Origin of the sequence: Burkholderia sp. 28_3 (assembly GCF_003253915.1) — a bacterium.
GTDB classification, from domain to species: Bacteria; Pseudomonadota; Gammaproteobacteria; order Burkholderiales; family Burkholderiaceae; genus Burkholderia; species Burkholderia cenocepacia.
Genome location: NZ_QKZF01000006.1, coordinates 29,745 through 48,723, shown reverse-complemented (window position 1 = coordinate 48,723; position 18,979 = coordinate 29,745). Strand labels below are relative to the sequence as shown.

The 18,979-nt window shown below is 63.6% G+C and carries 16 protein-coding genes and 2 tRNA genes; 9 read left to right on the top strand and 9 right to left on the bottom strand.

The window, feature by feature from the left end:
- Positions 1 to 85 precede the first annotated feature (85 nt).
- From dprA to DFS13_RS15145, 3 genes are all read left to right on the top strand, one after another.
- Positions 86 to 1,399, top strand: coding sequence for a DNA-processing protein DprA (gene dprA / locus DFS13_RS15155; RefSeq protein ID WP_166677916.1), 1,314 nt, complete (start codon positions 86 to 88; stop codon positions 1,397 to 1,399).
- Positions 1,400 to 1,435: 36 nt separating this feature from the next.
- Positions 1,436 to 1,816 (top strand): thioredoxin family protein, encoded by a 381-nt coding sequence (locus DFS13_RS15150; protein WP_006485786.1) that lies wholly within the window; start codon positions 1,436 to 1,438, stop codon positions 1,814 to 1,816.
- 192 nt (positions 1,817 to 2,008) lie between these two features.
- Positions 2,009 to 4,606, top strand: a complete 2,598-nt coding sequence (locus tag DFS13_RS15145; RefSeq protein ID WP_012492332.1) for a DNA topoisomerase III — start codon at positions 2,009 to 2,011, stop codon at positions 4,604 to 4,606.
- 122 nt (positions 4,607 to 4,728) lie between these two features.
- Here DFS13_RS15145 and DFS13_RS15140 read toward each other — a convergent pair whose 3' ends face one another.
- A complete protein-coding gene (locus tag DFS13_RS15140) occupies positions 4,729 to 5,778 on the bottom strand; it encodes a LysR family transcriptional regulator (protein ID WP_006485796.1) in 1,050 nt (349 codons plus the stop codon).
- A 427-nt stretch (positions 5,779 to 6,205) separates the two neighbouring features.
- On the opposite strand from DFS13_RS15140, the gene DFS13_RS15135 reads away from it, so the two are divergent.
- On the top strand, positions 6,206 to 7,219 hold the full coding sequence (locus tag DFS13_RS15135; protein WP_006495391.1) for a D-2-hydroxyacid dehydrogenase family protein: 1,014 nt from the start codon (positions 6,206 to 6,208) through the stop codon (positions 7,217 to 7,219).
- Positions 7,220 to 7,269: 50 nt separating this feature from the next.
- Here the strand turns inward: DFS13_RS15135 and DFS13_RS15130 are convergent, their stop codons facing one another.
- The gene (locus DFS13_RS15130) at positions 7,270 to 8,136 is read right to left on the bottom strand and encodes a patatin-like phospholipase family protein (RefSeq protein WP_006491411.1); all 867 of its coding nucleotides are present in this window, start codon (positions 8,134 to 8,136) and stop codon (positions 7,270 to 7,272) included.
- Between the two features lie 8 nt (positions 8,137 to 8,144).
- Positions 8,145 to 8,549 (bottom strand): PaaI family thioesterase, encoded by a 405-nt coding sequence (locus DFS13_RS15125; protein ID WP_034190217.1) that lies wholly within the window; start codon positions 8,547 to 8,549, stop codon positions 8,145 to 8,147.
- 190 nt (positions 8,550 to 8,739) lie between these two features.
- On the opposite strand from DFS13_RS15125, the gene DFS13_RS15120 reads away from it, so the two are divergent.
- Positions 8,740 to 8,815 (top strand) — tRNA-Lys (locus DFS13_RS15120).
- Positions 8,816 to 9,121: 306 nt separating this feature from the next.
- Positions 9,122 to 10,318 carry a Fic family protein gene (locus tag DFS13_RS15115; RefSeq protein WP_106352133.1) on the top strand — a complete coding sequence of 399 codons (1,197 nt, stop codon included), beginning with the start codon at positions 9,122 to 9,124 and terminating at the stop codon, positions 10,316 to 10,318.
- An 894-nt stretch (positions 10,319 to 11,212) separates the two neighbouring features.
- On the opposite strand, the gene DFS13_RS15110 is transcribed toward DFS13_RS15115, so the two are convergent.
- Positions 11,213 to 11,950 carry a hypothetical protein gene (locus DFS13_RS15110; RefSeq protein WP_012431368.1) on the bottom strand — a complete coding sequence of 246 codons (738 nt, stop codon included), beginning with the start codon at positions 11,948 to 11,950 and terminating at the stop codon, positions 11,213 to 11,215.
- The gene (locus DFS13_RS40315; protein ID WP_012431367.1) at positions 11,947 to 12,093 is read right to left on the bottom strand and encodes a hypothetical protein; all 147 of its coding nucleotides are present in this window, start codon (positions 12,091 to 12,093) and stop codon (positions 11,947 to 11,949) included. The genes DFS13_RS15110 and DFS13_RS40315 overlap by 4 nt, the downstream gene beginning before the upstream one ends.
- Positions 12,094 to 12,431: 338 nt before the next feature.
- On the opposite strand from DFS13_RS40315, the gene DFS13_RS15105 reads away from it, so the two are divergent.
- A tRNA-Arg gene (locus DFS13_RS15105) sits at positions 12,432 to 12,516 on the top strand.
- Between the two features lie 284 nt (positions 12,517 to 12,800).
- The gene (locus DFS13_RS15100) at positions 12,801 to 12,992 is read left to right on the top strand and encodes a hypothetical protein (RefSeq protein ID WP_012431366.1); all 192 of its coding nucleotides are present in this window, start codon (positions 12,801 to 12,803) and stop codon (positions 12,990 to 12,992) included.
- A 383-nt stretch (positions 12,993 to 13,375) separates the two neighbouring features.
- On the opposite strand, the gene DFS13_RS15095 is transcribed toward DFS13_RS15100, so the two are convergent.
- The 4 genes from DFS13_RS15095 to DFS13_RS15080 are packed head-to-tail and all read right to left on the bottom strand — an operon-like array spanning position 13,376 to position 16,923.
- The gene (locus DFS13_RS15095; RefSeq protein WP_012431365.1) at positions 13,376 to 14,188 is read right to left on the bottom strand and encodes a metal ABC transporter permease; all 813 of its coding nucleotides are present in this window, start codon (positions 14,186 to 14,188) and stop codon (positions 13,376 to 13,378) included.
- A gap of 2 nt (positions 14,189 to 14,190) precedes the next feature.
- Entirely contained in the window at positions 14,191 to 15,111 is a 921-nt protein-coding gene (locus DFS13_RS15090) for a metal ABC transporter permease (protein ID WP_012431364.1), read from the bottom strand.
- Entirely contained in the window at positions 15,108 to 15,911 is an 804-nt protein-coding gene (locus tag DFS13_RS15085) for a metal ABC transporter ATP-binding protein (protein ID WP_223274387.1), read from the bottom strand. Before DFS13_RS15085 ends, DFS13_RS15090 begins: the two co-directional genes overlap by 4 nt.
- A 22-nt stretch (positions 15,912 to 15,933) precedes the next feature.
- The gene (locus DFS13_RS15080) at positions 15,934 to 16,923 is read right to left on the bottom strand and encodes a metal ABC transporter solute-binding protein, Zn/Mn family (protein WP_012431362.1); all 990 of its coding nucleotides are present in this window, start codon (positions 16,921 to 16,923) and stop codon (positions 15,934 to 15,936) included.
- A 101-nt stretch (positions 16,924 to 17,024) separates the two neighbouring features.
- On the opposite strand from DFS13_RS15080, the gene DFS13_RS15075 reads away from it, so the two are divergent.
- Complete coding sequence (locus DFS13_RS15075) at positions 17,025 to 18,011, top strand: GTP-binding protein (RefSeq protein WP_012431361.1); 987 nt, start codon at positions 17,025 to 17,027, stop codon at positions 18,009 to 18,011.
- The last annotated feature ends 968 nt before the right edge of the window (positions 18,012 to 18,979 follow it).

Sequence of the window (18,979 nt, the reverse complement as noted above, 5' to 3'; positions counted from 1 at the left end):
AATGCCGCGGATCGCGCCTCCTGCAATCGGCCGGGCGTCTGCGCGCACGGCCCTGTCGAGTATTTCGGATGATGAAAATTTTATCATGGCGCCACGCGCTTCGCTGGCCGCCGCATTCGAGGGCCGCCTCATGTCGCCGCAAGCGCTGACGCCCGCCGCGCTGCGCGCATGGCTGCAGTTCGCGCATGCGCCCGGCCTCTCGCCTGCCGTGCTGCAACTGCTGCTCGCGGCATTCGGCTCGCCGGAGGCGTTGCTGCGCGCGTCCGACGAGGCGATCGCCACCGTGAGCAGCCCCGCCGCCGCGCAGGCCGTGCGCATGAGCGAGCGCGACGATCTCGATACGCGCACCGCCGCCGCGCTTGCGTGGCTCGACGGGCCGGGCAACGTGCTCGTCACGCTGAGCGATCCGGCCTACCCGCCGCGGCTGCGCGACCTGCACGATCCGCCGCCGCTGCTATATGTAAAGGGAGGGCTCGAGCTGCTGCACGCACGCGGCCTCGCCGTGGTCGGCAGTCGCCATGCGACGCCGCAAGGGCTCGCCGACGCCACGCAGTTCGCCCGCACGTTGTCCGACGCGGGCCTCACGATCGTCTCCGGCCTGGCGCTCGGGATCGACGGCGCCGCGCACCGTGGCGGGCTCGACGGCCGGTCGGGCACCGTCGCGGTGATCGCGACGGGCGCCGATCTCGTCTATCCGGCGCGGCACCGCGCGCTCGCCCACGAGATCGCCGCACGCGGCGCGATCGTGTCGGAATGGCCGCTCGGCACGCCGGCCCGCGCCGCGCATTTCCCGCAGCGCAACCGGCTGATCGCCGCGCTCGCGATCGGCGCGCTCGTCGTCGAGGCCGCCCCGCGCTCGGGCTCGCTGATCACCGCGCGGCTCGCGAACGAATTGGGGCGCGACGTGTTCGCGATACCCGGTTCGATCCACGCCCCGCTCGCGCAGGGCTGCCACGCGCTGATCCGCGACGGCGCGAAGCTCACCGCGGCGCCGCTCGACGTGCTCGAGGAATACGGGCTGGGCGAACCGGCGGCGCGCGCAACGAGCGGCGCAATGCGAGCCGGCAATCAGGGCTCGAACACCGACGCGCTCCGCGAACCTGAAACTGCCGGCATCGCGCAAGCGAATCGCACGGCGGCGACCACCGCACCGGCCTCAATCGAAGCCGCTCCACCAGGCAATCCGTCGGAACGAGCGGTGCTCGCCGCCCTGGGATACGGCCCCGTGACATACGAATGGCTGGCCGAACACAGCGGCCTGTCCGACGACGTGCTGCATGGCGCGCTGCTCGCGCTGGAACTGGCCGGCCGCGTCGCGAGCGTCGCCGGCGGCCGCTTCGCGCGGCTTGACGCAGCGCCCACCCCCTCCACGCGGGGCGTGCTACATTCCCCAGCATAGGGGCGGCCCGGCCGCCGACGCTACCCAAGGAATGCCATGCCCGCGCTGAATCTCGACACCGATGCCGATCGGATCGCCGAGCGCCTCGCCGATCCCGGCACGTTGCTGGTCGCCTGCCTGTGCGCCGAGTGGTGCGGCACGTGCCGCGACTACCGCACCGCCTTCGACCAGCTCGCCGACGCGCATCCGGACGCCTGCTTCGCCTGGATCGACATCGAAACCCATGCCGACCGGCTCGACGATCTCGACGTCGAGAACTTCCCGACCATCCTGATCGAGGATGCCCACACCGCGCGCTTCTTCGGCACGGTGCTGCCGCACGCGGCGATCGTCGAGCGCATGCTGTCCGACCTGAGCGCGGTGCCGGGTGCGCCGCACGCACCGAAATTGCGCGACGTCCTGAACGTCGAAGCCTGAATTCGCGGCCGGCCCGGCGGTTTTGCGCCCGTTTGCGCGCGCCGCCGCGTCGGACGCTTGCCGCCGTTGCGGCCCCCCTCTATGATGAGCCGCTTTTTACACGCCGAGCCGCCGTCGCTGCGGCGTGTGCTATAAAGCGGTCGTAAAAGGGACCCACAACCGGCGAACCCGGTCTACCAACACACACCTGTCATGTCCAAAGCACTGATCATTGCGGAAAAGCCTTCTGTCGCGAACGACATCGCACGCGCTTTGGGCGGCTTTACCAAGCATGACGAGTATTACGAGAGCGACGATTTCGTCCTTTCGTCCGCTGTCGGCCACCTGCTGGAAATCGCCGCCCCGGAAGAGTACGAGGTCAAGCGCGGGAAATGGAGCTTCGCGCATCTGCCCGTCATTCCCCCGCATTTCGACCTGAACCCGATCGCAAAAAGCGAGTCGCGCCTCAAGGTGCTCACGAAGCTGATGAAGCGCAAGGACGTCGACCGCCTGATCAACGCATGTGACGCGGGGCGCGAAGGCGAGCTGATTTTCCGCCTGATCGCGCAGCACGCGAAGGCCAAGCAGCCGGTCCAGCGCCTGTGGCTGCAATCGATGACGCCGCAGGCGATCCGCGACGGTTTCGCGAACCTGCGCAGCGACTCCGACATGCAGCCGCTCGCCGACGCCGCACGCTGCCGCTCGGAAGCCGACTGGCTCGTCGGGATCAACGGCACCCGCGCGATGACCGCGTTCAACAGCAAGGGCGGCGGCTTCTTCCTGACCACCGTCGGTCGCGTTCAGACGCCAACGTTGTCGATCGTCGTCGAACGCGAAGAGAAAATCCGCCGCTTCATCCCGCGCGACTACTGGGAAGTGAAAGCCGAATTCGCGTGCGCGGGCGGCTTCTACGAAGGCAAGTGGTTCGACCCGAAATTCAAGCGCGACGAATTCGATCCGGAAAAGCGCGATTCCCGCCTGTGGAGCCTGCCGGCCGCCGAAACGATCGTCGCCGCCTGCCGCGACCAGGTCGGCACGGTGTCCGAGGAATCGAAGCCGTCGACGCAGCTGTCGCCGCTGCTGTTCGACCTGACGAGCCTGCAGCGCGAGGCGAACAGCCGCTTCGGCTTCTCCGCGAAGAACACGCTCGGCCTCGCCCAGGCGCTGTATGAAAAGCACAAGGTGCTGACCTACCCGCGTACCGACGCGCGCGCGCTGCCGGAAGACTACCTGTCGACGGTCCAGTCCACGCTCGAGATGCTCAAGGAGAGCCACAACTACCTGCCGCATGCCAAGCAGGTGCTCGACAAGGGCTGGGTGAAGCCGAACAAGCGGATCTTCGACAACTCGAAGATCAGCGATCACTTTGCCATCATCCCGACGCTGCAGGCGCCGAAGTCGCTGTCCGAGCCGGAGCAGAAGCTGTACGACATGGTCGTGAAGCGCTTCCTCGCGGTGTTCTTCCCGGCCGCCGAATTCCGCGTGACGACGCGCATCACCGAAGTCGCCGGCCATCACTTCAAGACCGAAGGCAAGGTGCTCGTCGAACCGGGCTGGCTGCAGGTGTACGGCCGCGACGCCGAAGGCGCGGACGCGAACCTCGTGCCGGTGCAGAAGGACGAGAAGGTGAAAACGGACGAAATCGCCGCCGTCGCGCTCGTGACCAAGCCGCCCGCACGCTACTCGGAAGCGACGCTGCTGTCCGCGATGGAAGGCGCCGGCAAGCTGGTCGAGGACGACGAGTTGCGCGAGGCGATGGCCGCGAAAGGTCTCGGCACGCCGGCGACGCGCGCGGCGATCATCGAAGGCCTGCTCGGCGAGAAGTACCTGCTGCGCGAGGGCCGCGAACTGATCCCGACCGCAAAGGCATTCCAGCTGATGACGCTGCTGCGCGGCCTCGGCGTGAAGGAACTCACCGCGCCCGAGCTCACCGGCGAATGGGAATACAAGCTGTCGCAGATGGAGCGCGGCAATCTCGGCCGCGACGCGTTCATGCAGGAAATCGCCCGCATGACGCAGCAGATCGTCAAGCGCGCGAAGGAATACGATTCCGACACGATCCCCGGCGACTACGCGACGCTCGAGACGCCGTGCCCGAACTGCGGCGGCCAGGTGAAGGAAAACTACCGCCGCTTCGCGTGCACGAAGTGCGACTTCTCGATCTCGAAGATCCCGGGCAGCCGGCAGTTCGAGATTCCGGAAGTCGAGGAGCTGCTGCAGAAGAAGGAAATCGGGCCGCTGTCCGGGTTCCGCAGCAAGATGGGCCGCCCGTTCTCGGCGATCCTCAAGCTGTCCTTCGACGACGAGACGAAGAACTACAAGCTCGAGTTCGATTTCGGCCAGGACCAGGGCGGCGAGGAAGGCGAAGCGCCCGACTTCTCCGCGCAGGAACCGGTCGGCGCGTGCCCGAAGTGCAAGGGCCGCGTGTTCGAGCACGGGATGAGCTATGTGTGCGAGCACTCGGTCGCGAACCCGAAGACCTGCGACTTCCGCTCGGGCAAGGTGATCCTGCAACAGGAAATCACGCGCGAGCAGATGGGCAAGCTGCTGGCCGACGGCCGCACGGATCTGCTGCCGAACTTCAAGTCGTCGCGCACCGGCCGCAACTTCAAGGCGTTCCTCGTGAAGCAGCCGGACGGCAAGATCGGTTTCGAGTTCGAGAAGAAGGAGCCGAAAGCCGCCGCCGCGAAGAAGACGGCCAAATCGGCGACGAAGGACGCCGAAACCGTGACGGAAGGCGCCGAGGAGAAACCGGCACCGGCCCGCAAGACCGCCGCCCGCAAAACCACGGCGCGCAAGACGGGTTCGTGACGGCCCGGCCGCCGGGCGGCGCGTCCGGCGCCGGCACGCAGCCATAAAAAAACGCGGATCGAACGATCCGCGTTTTTTCTTTGTGCCGGCTGGGGCGCTGCCGGGCCTGGGCCGCCGAGCCGTTACAGCGGCGACGGCACCGCCACGCGCGTGCGCGGCGAACGCGCCAGACGCGGCTGCAGGTTCGGATCGGTCGATTCGGGCTGCTCGGCACGCATCTCGACGCCGATCGGCGGCAGCGTCGCGCCCTGCGCGGCCCACTGTTCGCCCATCATCGCGTCGGTCGAATGGCTGAAATGCTCGACGAGATGGTCGATGAACGTGCGCACCTTCGCCGGCAGATGGCGCCGGCTCGGGTAGGCGATGTTGATCTCGACCTGCGGCAGCCGGAAATCCGGCAGCAGCCGCACGAGCGCGCCGCGCGCGATGTCGCTGCCGATCAGGTAGCTCGGCAGGATCGCGACCCCCATCCCGAGCAACGCGAACTGGCGCAGCATCGCGGTGTTGTTCGCGACGATCACGTTGGTCGGGCGCACGCGCACTTCGCCGTCCGGCCCCGTGAACACGCGCTCGTCGCCCCAGTATTCGGTCGGCAGGCTCAGCGCCGGATGCTCGGCGAGCTGTTCCGGATGCGTCGGCACGCCGTGCTTCTCGAGATAGCTCGGCGTCGCGCACACGGTCATGCAGCCGGTGGTCAGGCGCCGCGTGACGATGCTCGCGCTGCGCATCTGGCGCGTGACGACGATGCCGACGTCGAAGCCTTCCTCGACGAGATCGACCTGCCGGTCGACCAGCGTGAGATCCGGCACCACCTTCGGGAAATTCTCCGTGTACGACTGCAGCACGGGCGCGAGGTTGTGCAGGCCGAACACGACCGGCGCAACGATGCGCAGCGTGCCGACCGGCTCGTGATTGCGTGCGACGACCATCTGCTCGACATCCTCGAGCTCGTCGAGGATCTGGCGGGCACGCTCCAGATAGACCTGACCCGACTCCGTCAGGGAGAGGCTGCGCGTGGTGCGGTTAAGCAAACGCGTGCCGAGCCGGCCTTCCAGATCGGCGACGTGGCGCGTCGCGACCGCGTTGGAGATATCCATTGCGCTCGCGGCCCGCGCGAAACTGCCGAGATCTGCAACCTTGACGAACACGCGCATCGACTGCAAATGATCCATAAACGACTCCTGCCGCTGTTACAACTTCAAAAAGATGAAGCAAATGCGTAATTCTCCTACGACAGCGGAAATGATGCAGAGTTGCTCAACAAGGGGCCGGTTGACGATAAAAATAGTCAAAAATCCTCGCCTTCCGCGGATAGTTGATCCAATTATTCTGCTTGGAGCAACAATTGGGTGAACCTCGTCGAGGAAGTGGCCGAATCAGGAAGGACCTATTTGATGCGACACAACAGCGCACCCCGTCGCACGGCGCAGGAGCGGCGCCGGGTGTGGCCGGCGCCGATTGCGGCGGAGCGTAACAACCTGTTAAAAAGACACCACGAAGGCGGCCGACGTTGCATCATGTCGGCCCCGGCCGGGCGGGACGGGCGCGCAACGTGCGCCACCGCCACGGCCGCTTTCAACGCGCGACACCCCGTTCACCATGAAAATTGCCATCCTCGACGACTACCAGGACGCCGTCCGCAAGCTGAACTGCTTCGAGATGCTCGCCGGCCACGACGTAAAGGTCTTCAACAATACGGTGCGCGGCCTGGGACAGCTCGCCAGCCGTCTGGCGGAAGTCGAGGCGCTCGTGCTGATTCGTGAACGGACCCCGATTACCTCGCAGCTGCTGTCGAAGCTGCCGAACCTGCGCATGATCAGCCAGACCGGCCGCGTGTCGAGCCACATCGATCTCGACGCGTGTACCGACCGCGGCATCGCGGTGCTAGAAGGCACCGGTTCGCCGGTCGCGCCGGCCGAGCTGACCTGGGCGCTCGTGATGGCCGCCCAGCGCCGCATTCCGCAATACGTCGCGAACCTGAAGCAAGGCGCGTGGCAGCAGTCGGGCCTGAAGACGTCGGCGCTGCCGCCGAACTTCGGCCTCGGCCAAGTGCTGCGCGGCCAGACGCTCGGCATCTGGGGCTACGGGAAGATCGGCCGGCTCGTCGCCGGTTACGGCAAGGCGTTCGGGATGAACGTGCTGGTATGGGGCCGCGAGCATTCGCTCGAAGCCGCACGCGCCGACGGCTACACGGCCGCCGCCAGCCGCGAAGCGCTGTTCGAGCAGAGCGACGTGCTGTCGCTGCACCTGCGCCTGCATGACGACACGCGCGGCATCGTGAAGCAGGAAGACCTGATGCGGATGAAGCCGACGTCGCTGCTCGTCAATACGAGCCGCGCCGAGCTGCTCGAGGAAAACGCGCTCGTCAACGCGCTGTCGCACAACCGTCCGGGGATGGTCGCGATCGACGTGTTCGAAAGCGAGCCGATCCTGCAGGGCTACAGCCTGCTGCGGATGGAAAACGTGATCTGCACGCCGCACATCGGCTACGTCGAACGCGAAAGCTACGAACTGTATTTCAGCGCCGCATTCCGCAACATTCTCGCGTTCGACGACGGCGACATGTCGAGCGTCGCCAACCCGGAAGCGCTGATGCCGATCCGCAAGCGCTGATCGCACGGGCCGCGCGCGCCGCGCGGCCCCACCGTTTCATTCCCCGCTCGTCAGGCGGCCACGCGGCCGCCCGTCATCGCGCCGACGCGCGCAAGGAAGTGCTCGCCGTCGCGCCGTCCGAGATCGTACGCATGCCGCATCTGCGACGGGCTCGTGTAGTCCCAGCTAGAAATCGGTACCTTGCTCGACGGCTGCACATACAACCGCCGCTGGTCGCCATGCGCGACCGTGAACATCTGCGGACGCGGATACAGCCGGGTGACGAGCACCAGCACGTCGCCCGGCGACGGATCGAGCGCATCGACCGGCACGTTGTCGACCATCCCGCCGTCGAGCACCGGCCGGCCGCCACGCCGCAGCACCGGCGTGAACGGCGGCGTGCAGGACGACTGCAGGATCAGGTCGGCGAGCTCGTCGACTTGCGTGCAGGCCTGCGCCCGCACGAATTCGGGCCGGAAACCGAGCGTGCGCCCGAGCGTCGGGTGCAGCGTCTTGCGCACGTACTTCTCGATGTTGTATGCGACGAGGCCGGCCGCGACGGCGCTGCGCGCGCCGAGCCAGCGCGGCACGTGCGACACGCCGATGCGGATCTCCGGCGCCGTGGCGAGCTTCGCGAACGGCTCGCCGTAAATGTCGAGCAGCGCCTGACGATAGATCCGGTAATGCGGAAACACGGGCTCGCGCCCGAACAGGTTGCCCCAGTACGCATTCTTCCGGTTGTGGCGCAGCGCTTCTTCGTAATAGCGCATCACCCACGCGGCGTCGCGTGTATACAGCATGCACGCGGTGGCCGCGCCGGCCGAGATGCCGGTGATCACGCGCGGGCGCAGGTCGAGGGCCGGCCGCGCGACGTCCCAGAAGCCGGCCTGCCACCAGCAGCGATTGCCGCCGCCCGCGAATACGATCTGGTCGAACATCGCGCCGCTCAGTTGACGAGCGCGTAGGTCGACGTCGCGTGAACGGCCATCTTGCCGTCCTCGTCGAACAGCTCGACTTCGCCGAACACGAGGTTGCGGCCCATCCGCAGCACGCGCGCGGTGACGAGCACGTCGCCCTTGCGCACGGGACGCATGAAGTTCGTGTTCAGCGACACCGTCGTCATCGGCCGGAATTCGCCGAGCGCCGACGAGATCGCGACCACCATCGCGGTGTCGGCGGCCGCCGTGAACACCTGGCCGCAGATGATGCCGCCCGAATGGCGGAACTCGCCGGAAAACGGCAGGCGCAGCGTGACGCTGTCATCGCCGATCGACACGGGGACCAGACCCAGCGAGCGGACCCACGGGGCCAGCAGGCGATCCAGCAATTCGCGGACTGCGTTTTCGTCCATCTTCGGATGTCCAGAAAACGTTGCGCGACCGCCGCGCAACGCGTGTGGCGTCATCATACCGGGAGCGCGCAAACTGCGATCGCTCGTTACCGCGCTGACAGCCGCGGTTGTCTTGACGAAATATTTTCAGGAAATTTGCACAAAGGGCTTGCCATGTCCTGAAAACCCCGGCATAATCTTTCTTCTGTTGGGGGCGTTAGCTCAGTTGGTAGAGCAGCGGACTCTTAATCCGTAGGTCGAGTGTTCGAGTCACTCACGCCCCACCAAAGAATTCAAGGGCTTAGCGAATGCTAAGCCCTTTTTCTTTGCCCGAAATCCGGCAAAGGTTCAACAAAGGTTCAACGGCCCAAAAATACCCCTTCAAAGGGTCAACGGGTTCAACCAAACCCGCATCCTGACTCCCGCCTTTCGGACACGCACATGTCCTGCCCGCTTGCTCCTATCTGGCGCGCGAGTCAATAGCTGTCCATCCGCGTCCAGTGCCGCCTATTTAAGGCCACTTACATTAGCCCCCCCGTTAATTAAGTCAGGCGTCCATTGTTTAATTAGCATCCGACGGCGATAATCCGCCCATGACTGATGAAACGACGACACATTCCCGACTCGGTCGCTTTGTGCAGACTACCGTCGGCGGGGAGACCATACGTGCCTTCGTCCCGCCACGCCTGCCTCCCGAACCGCCCATCGATGTCATGAGCCTGCTGGACAAGCTAAGTCTTGCCGAGCGCGCGCTGGGGCGACTGGACGGCATCACAATGCTTCTCCCCCGCCAAGAGCTCTTCCTCTACATGTACGTACGTAAGGAAGCCGTTTTGTCGTCGCAGATCGAAGGTACGCAGTCCACCCTAACGGATCTTCTGCGCTTCGAGACTGAGGCGCAGGCTGGTCAACCGGTCGACGATATCCGCGAAGTCTCGAACTACGTGGACGCGATGATGTACGGTCTGGACAGGCTGCGTGATCTACCCCTGTCACTTCGCCTGATTCGCGAGATGCACGCCCGCCTGTTGCAAGGTGGTCGTGGCGGGACCAAGAGCCCAGGGGAATTCAGGAGATCACAGAACTGGATTGGCGGTACCCGCCCGGGAAATGCGCTGTACGTGCCCCCACCAGTCAACGAATTGAGCCACTGCCTGGATGCGCTCGAAAAATTTATGCACGATGAAGGCACACGTCTACCCGCACTTATCAGGGCCGGACTCCTCCATGTACAGTTCGAGACCATTCATCCGTTCCTTGATGGCAATGGCCGGATCGGTCGCCTGCTTGTTACTCTTTACCTCAACGTCCACGGGGTGTTGCGGTCCCCGCTGCTATATCTCAGCCTGTATCTCAAGACACATCGCGCGGATTACTACCGGCTCCTTCAGGAAGTTCGCGAACGCGGGGCCTGGGAACCTTGGCTCGAGTTTTTCCTCACCGGCGTTGCGGAAACGGCTAATCAGGCATTCGAAGCCGCTACACGGATCGTCAGCCTGTTCAAGGAAGATCGGGAACGCATCACGACCGAAAGCGACCGTGCGGGATCGGCGCTACGCGTTCATGATCTCCTGCAGGAAAATCCGTTCCTTACCGCAAACATTCTCGTTGATCGTACGGGGCTATCGGCCCCGACCATCAACGCTGCACTTGCCGATCTCGAGCGGCTTGGCGTTGTGGAGGAAGTGACCGGTCGGCGACGCGGGCGCGTGTTCGGTTATCGCCGGTATCTCGCCATTCTCGGCGAGGGTACTGATCCCCTCCCCGCGCCCAACGCGACCGCCGACTAGGTCGCCCTGCGGCCAAACTGGCTACACAAGCTTGGGCTTCGGTCGCTGGCGTCTGCGGCCCCTTTCGTAATAGGTCGGCGATCTTGATCAGTTCCTCGCCTTCTGCCTCCACGGCGACGATGCTCGTGGAATGACGCGTCGCCGTGACCTTCGCATACTGGAAAAGAAGCTCGAAGGCCTCGATTGCCATCAGCCCCTTTTTTCCGGGGGACACCTCAAATGGCAGCTAGCTAAGTAGGCTGTCGCCGCCGCGGGCGACGGGATCAATTGTCACGGACGGAATAACAGTTGTGCGGGCTTGATCTTGACACTGATCGCGGCCGACGGGCAGCCAGCCAGCGCGACCAGCGCCGGGCACGCCAGCAGCAGGAGTGCGCTGCGGAACCGCGGGCAGGAAGGCCGCGCGGCTGACTCCGGCAGTGACAATCGGGACATAGCGCAGAACAGGCGACAAAGGCGAGTTGGGACGCATGGCCCTTGGTGAAGCGCGCCCATGATGGTGCCCTCTGGATTGCTTTTCGTGCGGCTTCGCACTACGCATCTAGGCGTTTGCGGCACGCATCTGCGGGCAAGCTATCTGGGGTGATTGCCCGCGCCCGTGCGTCCACGCACGGGCGGCACCGGAGCAGTACACCCCGGTACGCCTTTCAGCGGCGGGTTTGTGCCACCCTGTAGTGATCGATTTTCAAAGTGCGGCTGGCGCCACAGTCGTGCTACTACGTGGCAACGTTTGTGCGACTGACGTCGGGCCAGATGTCGCACGTGTCCCAGCCCGGCCAGTTCCAGACGTTCATCATCCGGACAGCGGAGACGTTCAAACGGCTGGCCGCTGCCGAAACGGGCCGTTCTTAGTTGGCTACCCACACCTCCTGACGGCGCCTCATGCCCTTCCCTTTATTGATCTTCCGCCACCGCTCGGGTATCCGGGAAACTCGTGTAGCCGGTCAGGTAGTAACAGTTCGCCCCCGCTTTTCGCTTCCGAAAGCCTGCCCCCGAACCGGGATCGATCCGGGCCAGAAATTGTGTAGCCACCAGGAGTGCATTCGCTGCGGGAATGTTGCGTTCAGAAACGCCGGTTTTTTCAAAAATCGTCTCGAACGCGGCCTCCGAGTACAGGTGACTCCGGTCGCGGATGAACGCGTAGTAGTAGTAGAGCTTGAGCGCGTCCAGCTCGCACCGGCTGCGAAGGTGCATCTGTACCAGCGGTCGGAAACTGTCGCCACCGCCGGAAACCAGCGCTTTCCCGGGCAGCTTGGCAAATTGCCTGTGTGACGATCCAAGCAGCGCATAGTCACTCGCCCTGGCGTTTCCCAGACGTTCGATCATCCGTTTCTCGACGAGGACCGACAGCCCGTTTGAGACCAGTTTTCTTGACAGCCCCGCCATCACCTCAAAATCGTCGTAGGTGAGATGTGCAACCGTATCCTCGGCGGGAGACAGCGAAGGATCGGCTGGCACCCTAGTCACCAGGTCTTTGAGCTGATGTTTTGCCTCGGAGGCGAGGTGACAGATGACGAAATACAGCATCAGCGCCGCCGTGCCCGCCGCCCTCTCCGTGCGCCACGTAAAGCTCTTGAGCCGTTCGTCCCCGCACCAATCGACGGGCATCTTTGACCACGGTTTCACCTTCATCCCTTGCTCCCATGCGTCACCATGAGTCCAATCACCACCAGCGCAATGATGATGGCGATGATCTGCAACAGCGGCATAAGGGCGGCGGACTTGTCCGCCAGGAGTTCAATGGATTCAGCAATCGTTTTGATTAGTTCGCTCATGGGAGCCTCAACCGGAACTGGGACACACAGCGAATTTTTAACTATCCCACAAACTTCTTTCTAGATGGAGGTGCACGCAATATACATTCGATTCCTTTATAAGTAGTTGAAATTAAAAAAATAATTCATATTTTATCTAGTTTATAGGCCCACCGAGTTAGTTCACGAACGCCCAGTTTTCCTCCGTCCGGGCCCGTTCCGGGGGCGTCAGCCCCCTTCAGGGCATGGACCCTGCCTCGCGCGCCCGAATGCCATGCATTCAGACTATTGACATGGTTATGCGATTGTGATAGTGTTCCCCCAATCCTTTCGAGACTGTCACTTCGCTGTGAGTCTCCAAGGGTGTCCGAGTGGTTTATGGTGCCAGCCTGCGAAGCTGGTACAGGTGAAAGCCTGTCGTGGGTTCGAATCCCATCCCTTCCGCAAAGGGCCCTGTCAAGTGAGCATTTTGTGTTCTCCTGACAGGGCCCTTTGCGGTTTACTCCTCCCGAACCTTCCATGTACGTGTCTTGGCCAGCCCGAATACCTCGAAAGTGCCGGCCGCGCAGTCGCGTTCCAGTTTTTCGATGTGCGTGAGGCGTATTCAGCCGAAAAACCCGCGCTCCGTGAGCGGCGAACCGGTAACATGAACCCGGACCTCCCGCTTTCCCGTGACGGTCGCATTCAGCAGCGTGAGCAGACTGCCGTCCTTGCTGAGGATACTGAAAATGAGCAATGCTAAACGCAAGGCCGAGGCGAGAGCCGAAGCGCTGCGCGTGGCCGGCGAAGAGCTGGGCATCGACACAGCGAGTGCGGACGATGAAGCGCTTGATCTGCTGCTAGATTGCGGCGCGGACCACCTGCGGGACTGGAACATCCCCGTCCCCGAGAATTGGCTGGGAGGCGCGAGCGCGTCGTAACACGACAGTGCATAGAACCCGGCTCACGCGAGCCGGTTTTTTTACGCTACCCTACTTTCCTTGACGTTGTGCGCCCCGTCCTATCGTTCGGTTAGCGGCGTGGCGGTCAATGGCTTAAAAATGCCGCATGTCGCGCAATCCGTTTACGCTGGTCGACGCCGACTGGCCCTTATACCCCATAAGCGCCGCTTTGGTCAGACGGGATCGAACGACCGTAACGGGTCGACCTCGGGCTGCCGCATCAGGTAGTAAGCCGACCACTTCGAGCCGTTCGCATCGGCAATTCGAAAGATTGTCACCATTGGCACATGTTGCGTACCTTCGCGTCCCCGGATACTGGATGCGGCAACGTGAACGGCATATCCGAACAGTCGGAAACACGCCTAAAAGCGAACAACGACGCGAGCGGCCGGTCGTTGCGCCCGTGTCCATGCCCAGCCCAGTCCATATAACATCGCGCCCATCGCGCCGACGAAGAAGCCGACCGGCCAGTCCGACACATACGACAGTGCGATGGCAACCCAGACGGTCACGAGCGAAAACACGACAGAAAGGAATACCGCAGGTCCTGGACGGCTACAGCACGACCGGGCGGCACACGCCGGCCCCACCATCAGACTGAACACCAGCAGGGCACCCACTACGGGCAATGCCATGGCTGTGGCGAGCGCCAGGATAGCGAGAAACGCGAATTCGACCCACTGGCTCGATACCCCCTGCGCCTCGATCAGTTCGGCCGACACCGAGCCGAGCAGCAGCGGACGGAACAGCAACGCGACGAGCACCAGACACGCCGCGCTGATCAGTGCGACTGCCAGCAGATCGCTGTCGCTCACGCCCAGTACTTCACCGAAGAGCAGCGCATAGACCGCCTGCGAGTACTCGGTTGTCGTGCTTAAAAATAGCGCGCCGAGACCCAGCAGCATCATAAGACACAGGGCTGTCGCCACCTCATGCCGGCCGCGGCGCCCCAGCCAGGCGATGCCCACGACACCAGCAGCAGCGGCCATGACCAGGCCCACGAGTGGATTGACGCCCAGCAGGCTCGCCGCCGCCGCGCCCGGAAACGTACCGAGCGGCAACGCATGCGCTGCGAACGACGCGCCCCTGACCACCACGAAGAAGCCAACGCAGCCCGCGACCACAGCCACGATCGTCGCCACGAGCCAGGTATTGATCATGAAGCTCGCGAACATCGTCAGACCTCCGCCTGTGAGGGCGCGCCGAACCCGGTGTTCACGTCCCGGCCGCGCCCGGTGTTCCGCGTCCACCAGCCAGCGGCGACATAGAACACAAAAATGAGTGTGACCACAAAGAAGCTCACCGGCCAGCCGTGGCCCGGCGTCCAGTAGTAGCTGTCCCAAGCGAGCAGGATGCCAAGCCAGGTCACGAGCAGCCCGATCAGCGCGGACAGGAGGACCGCCCATCCCGGGCGCTTCACCATGCGCAGCGCAATCGCTGCCGGTCCGATCAGCAGCGCGGTCGACAGGATGGCACCCACCGTAATGGCGGAGAGCGAAACCGCCAGTGCCAGGGCGAGCAGATGCAGCAGGCTCACGAGCCGTACATGGACGCCCTGGACAGCAGCGAGTTCGGGATCGACTGAACTTAGCAGCAACGGGCGGTAGAGCGCTGCAATCAGGATCAGCGAACCGGCCCCGACGGCAAGCGCCGGCGCGATGATTGACGCGGGAATGGCAAACATCGAACCGAACATCACCGTGATGGCGGCACCCGTCGTGCTGTGCGAGGTGACATCGAGATACAGGAAGAGCGCAGTCAGCCCCAGCCCCGCACCGAGCACGACGCCGGTCACGAGATCGCGCTCACGCGCCCGCCGGATCCGTACCAGCTCCATACCCGTGGCCGCCAGCACCGCCATGACGAGAAAACCCAGCAGCGGATTGACGCCCAGCAGGAACGATGCCGCGCCGCCTGCGCTACTCACATCCGCGAGCGCATGCCCGGCAAAGGACTGCCCCCGCATCACCGTAAAGACACCGATCACGGCCGACACGAGCGCCGCACCGCCGCCCACTACGATCGCCGTATGCACGGGACCGCTCGTCAGGAAACCTGGCCCGACAATCGATGTGAAGAAAATGTCCGCGACCGTCATGGAATCCGCGCCACATGAACGGGATCGTGCGGGTGCTGCGCACGGCTTTTATCCGGACTGCCCGCTGCGATGACGAGCACACGGCCATGCACCCGGACGACATCGATGTGGTAGCCGTACAGCCTGCCCAGCACCTCGCTGCGCACCACCTCCTGCGTGGACCCGCTCGCCGCATGTCCGTTGGCGAGATACACGATGCGGTCCATCACCGGCAGCAGCGGGTTCATGTCGTGAGCCGACAGCAGCACGGCAATCCCCTGTTCCACGCACAACCGGTGCAGCAGCCCGACAATGCCCGCGACGCTGCGCACGTCGAGGCTGGCAAGCGGCTCGTCAAGCAGCAGCAGGCGCGGTTTGCGAATCAGCGCATGTCCGATCAGTACCCGCTGCTGCTGGCCACCGGAGAGGTCGCCCATACGCTGGTCGGCGAAGGACTGGGCCTCCACCGCCTGCAGTGTTGACTCGACTGCCTCGCGGCGCCTGCGCGAAGGCAGCGGCAGCCCGATACGTCGCCCGTCAAGGCCCAGGGCAACCAGGTCGCGGGCCCGCAGCGGCAGGTACGGGTCCAGCACGATCTGCTGCGGCACATAGCCGATGGATGCCCGACCGCCCGCTCCGTTGATGCGGATACGGCCCGCATCGGGCTTCTGGAATCCGAGGATCGTGCGCAGGAGGGTCGTCTTGCCCGATCCATTCGACCCGATCAGCCCGCAGAACTGGCCCGCCTCCATGGTAAAACCCACGCCATGCAGAACGGTATGCCCGGGGAACGAGACACTCACACCCTCGACAACCAGCACCTCACTCCCGTGACACATGCCGTTATTTCCCTGCGTGCAGCACTTCGGTCGACCCCTTGCCTGTCACAGCCCTGTCGAGGGCGTTGACCTCAGCCACCATCCACGACTGGTACGTGAAGCCCGGTGTCGGCATGGTCTCGTAGACACCCACGACCGGGATGCCATTCTTCTTCGCCAGCGCAAGGAACGACTGCGTGAGTGCATCCGTGACCTGCTGGTTATAGACGAACACCTTCACCTTGTGGTCCGTGAACAGGGCGTTCTGCTTCGTCACGTCCTGCGGCGACGGGTCGGTGCCGTTCATGATGGCCGCCTGCATGCTGTAGGGCGTCTGGATGTCGATGCCTGCCGCCTCCAGCATGTAGTCCGCAACGGGCTCCGTCACGGCAACGGGAGTACCCGCGTGATGGGCCTTGAACGCAGCAATCGCCGCAAGCCAGGGCTTGAGCGACGCATCGAACTTCTTCGCGTTGGCCTGGAAGTAGCCCGCCTGCGCTGGATCCAGCGCGGCAAGGTCCGCCGCAATCTCCTTTGCGACGGCCGGCATCGTCTTCGGGTCGTACCACAGATGCGGGTTCGGCGTGCTGTCGGACAGACCGAGCAGGTGCTGGACGTCGATCACCTTGCGTCTGGCATTCGGTGCCGCTGCGATGATCTTGTCGGCCCAGGCGTCGTATCCGACGCCGTTCTTGACCACAAGGTCAGCGGACGCGATTTCGCCTGCTACCTTCGGGTTGACCTCGAACGTATGCGGATCGGTGTTCGGATCCGTCTCGATCGCCGTCACCTGGACGTACTGGCCACCAATCTGCGAAATGACATCCGCATATTCGTTCTCGACGCCGATCGCCTTGATCACGGCCGGGGCCGCCGACGCCGTGTTGACACAGCCAAGAAGTACGGCTGCAGCGATCACCGCGTGGGAAAGGGCCGGTATCCGGGCCTTCGCCGCAGTCGCGTGCAACAGGTGACGCCGGGTCATATTCGCATCGATCTCGTGGTTTTCTTTCATCTGGTTTTCCTTTCGTCAGGGGTTATGGCCACCTAAATGAAATGATATAACATTACATATACAGAGAACACTTTTTAACTCTCACGAGTCCAGGAGCTACCATGCAAGCCCCCGCCGAACTGTCGCGTATCCCCGTCACCATCCTCACCGGTTTCCTGGGTGCCGGCAAAACCACCCTGCTCAACCGGATTCTTACCGAGCACCATGGTGGCCGGGTTGCCGTCATCGAGAACGAATTCGGCGAAGCCGGCATCGACAACGAACTGCTGGTCCAGGACGGCAACGAGCAGATCATCGAGATGAACAACGGCTGCATCTGCTGCACCGTGCGCGGCGACCTCGTGCGGATCCTCTCGACGCTTGCGGCCCGGCGGGACGCGGGTGAACTCGGCTTCGACCGTGTGATTGTGGAGACCACGGGTCTTGCCGATCCCGCACCCGTTGCCCAGACTTTCTTCGCCGACGAGGCCGTGCAGGAGCGGTACCTGCTCGACGCCATCGTCACCGTCGTTGACGCCCGCCACGGTGCCGACCAGCTCGACGAGCATCATGAAGCCCAGGAACAGGTCGGGTTCGCCGACCGTATCCTGGTCTCGAAAGCGGACCTCGCCGGCGAAGCCCAAACCCAGGCGCTGATGCAGCGGCTGCGACAGATGAACCCGCGCGCGCCCATCCGCGAGTCACACTTTGGCAAGACCGATCTCACCCAGCTGCTGGACACCCGCAGTTTCGACCTCGATGCGATCGTCGAGATCGAGCCGGACTTCCTGCAGGACGTTTCGCACACGCACGATGACGACGTGACGTCGTTCGTCTACCGCAACACCGCGCCGCTCGACCAGGAAAAACTCGAAGCCTTCTTCAGCACCATCGTGACGATCTACGGTACGTCGATGCTGCGCTACAAGGGCGTGCTGAACGTCGCGGGGGCCGACCGGCGCCTTGTCTTCCAGGGCGTCCACATGATCTTCGGCGCCGACCTGGGCACACCGTGGCGGGCGGACGAGCGCCGCGAAACGAAGATCGTTTTCATCGGCAAACAGCTCCCGGTAGAAGTCTTCAAGGCGGGGCTCGACGGTTGCGTGTAGATCGGACGGCTCGCCGGGAGACCGGTGGTCCATCGGTCATGCGGGTAGCGTGCCAGCCAACAGACCTTAAGCCCGCGCACTCCGTATCAGCGAGACGAGGCATGCGCCACAGGGGAGCGAGGTGATGATACTGATCCGCAAACCGTCAAGGGCGGCCAGCATGCGCATCCTGATATCTCGCCAGACCGGCCGCGCACCGTCCGTCGGGCAGCTTCCCAAGGCCGGGATGCCTTCGTCGGTTTCGCTCCACGTCCCGTTGGCCGTCCGAACGATGACCCGAAGTCGCTGCGCGGGTCAGGGCTCCGAAAAAGTTGTCCACCAGGTCTTATTTCGGGATGCAGTCTGAACGGATCGCTGAGCTCGGCCGTGTCGTCCAACGCTGAATAGGCCCACTATCGTTTACAGCTTTCATCATATAGATGTAAACGTAGTAGCAGTTAACAAGGCCGCCTTTATTATGTGGAAAACCGCGAATAATCGCTGTGAATCAAGGTTTTAGGAACTTTAGAACTCTGAGGATTCTTTGGGAACATCGAACATGAGCCAAGGATAAGTTTACGGGGCGCAGAACAAACGACAGGTTATGCAGATTCCGCCCACAGTTAGCCAAGGTGATGTACAGGAGTTAGCCACAACCATCTGTGGATAACCTCCACGTCCTGTCGACTGATTGCCGGCATGGTTTCCGCTGAGAAAGATGGTGTGTGGTCATCGCTACACGTTGACGTCCTGGTCGCGCCTGCCGTCATCAGTCAGACCCAAGCCACCCTTGCTGTCAACGGGGTGGCTCACGCGACGAGACGCACGGATGCCGGACCTTCCTGGCGGCGACGACGCAGGCTCGGGACGGAAGGCGTTTCACCCGGCAGGTGATGAGGACTGTGCCGATCCTGCGACATGAGCACGTCATGAGCGCAGACCGCCGTCCTGACTTCGTGCAGCCACGGCAAGGACGGATTGCCTGTAGG

What these genes read in the sequence shown, in the direction of transcription:
- DFS13_RS15130 (WP_006491411.1), bottom strand. Translation starts at nt 8,136, where the DNA reads ATGTTCGACCAGATCGTATTCGCGGGCGGCGGCAATCGCTGCTGGTGG.
- DFS13_RS15135 (WP_006495391.1), top strand. Translation starts at nt 6,206, where the DNA reads ATGAAAATTGCCATCCTCGACGACTACCAGGACGCCGTCCGCAAGCTG.
- DFS13_RS15075 (WP_012431361.1), top strand. Translation starts at nt 17,025, where the DNA reads ATGCAAGCCCCCGCCGAACTGTCGCGTATCCCCGTCACCATCCTCACC.
- DFS13_RS15125 (WP_034190217.1), bottom strand. Translation starts at nt 8,549, where the DNA reads ATGGACGAAAACGCAGTCCGCGAATTGCTGGATCGCCTGCTGGCCCCG.
- DFS13_RS15095 (WP_012431365.1), bottom strand. Translation starts at nt 14,188, where the DNA reads ATGTTCGCGAGCTTCATGATCAATACCTGGCTCGTGGCGACGATCGTG.
- DFS13_RS15115 (WP_106352133.1), top strand. Translation starts at nt 9,122, where the DNA reads ATGACTGATGAAACGACGACACATTCCCGACTCGGTCGCTTTGTGCAG.
- DFS13_RS40315 (WP_012431367.1), bottom strand. Translation starts at nt 12,093, where the DNA reads ATGAGCGAACTAATCAAAACGATTGCTGAATCCATTGAACTCCTGGCG.
- DFS13_RS15090 (WP_012431364.1), bottom strand. Translation starts at nt 15,111, where the DNA reads ATGACGGTCGCGGACATTTTCTTCACATCGATTGTCGGGCCAGGTTTC.
- DFS13_RS15150 (WP_006485786.1), top strand. Translation starts at nt 1,436, where the DNA reads ATGCCCGCGCTGAATCTCGACACCGATGCCGATCGGATCGCCGAGCGC.
- DFS13_RS15110 (WP_012431368.1), bottom strand. Translation starts at nt 11,950, where the DNA reads ATGAAGGTGAAACCGTGGTCAAAGATGCCCGTCGATTGGTGCGGGGAC.
- DFS13_RS15140 (WP_006485796.1), bottom strand. Translation starts at nt 5,778, where the DNA reads ATGGATCATTTGCAGTCGATGCGCGTGTTCGTCAAGGTTGCAGATCTC.
- dprA (WP_166677916.1), top strand. Translation starts at nt 86, where the DNA reads ATGGCGCCACGCGCTTCGCTGGCCGCCGCATTCGAGGGCCGCCTCATG.
- DFS13_RS15145 (WP_012492332.1), top strand. Translation starts at nt 2,009, where the DNA reads ATGTCCAAAGCACTGATCATTGCGGAAAAGCCTTCTGTCGCGAACGAC.
- DFS13_RS15080 (WP_012431362.1), bottom strand. Translation starts at nt 16,923, where the DNA reads ATGAAAGAAAACCACGAGATCGATGCGAATATGACCCGGCGTCACCTG.
- DFS13_RS15100 (WP_012431366.1), top strand. Translation starts at nt 12,801, where the DNA reads ATGAGCAATGCTAAACGCAAGGCCGAGGCGAGAGCCGAAGCGCTGCGC.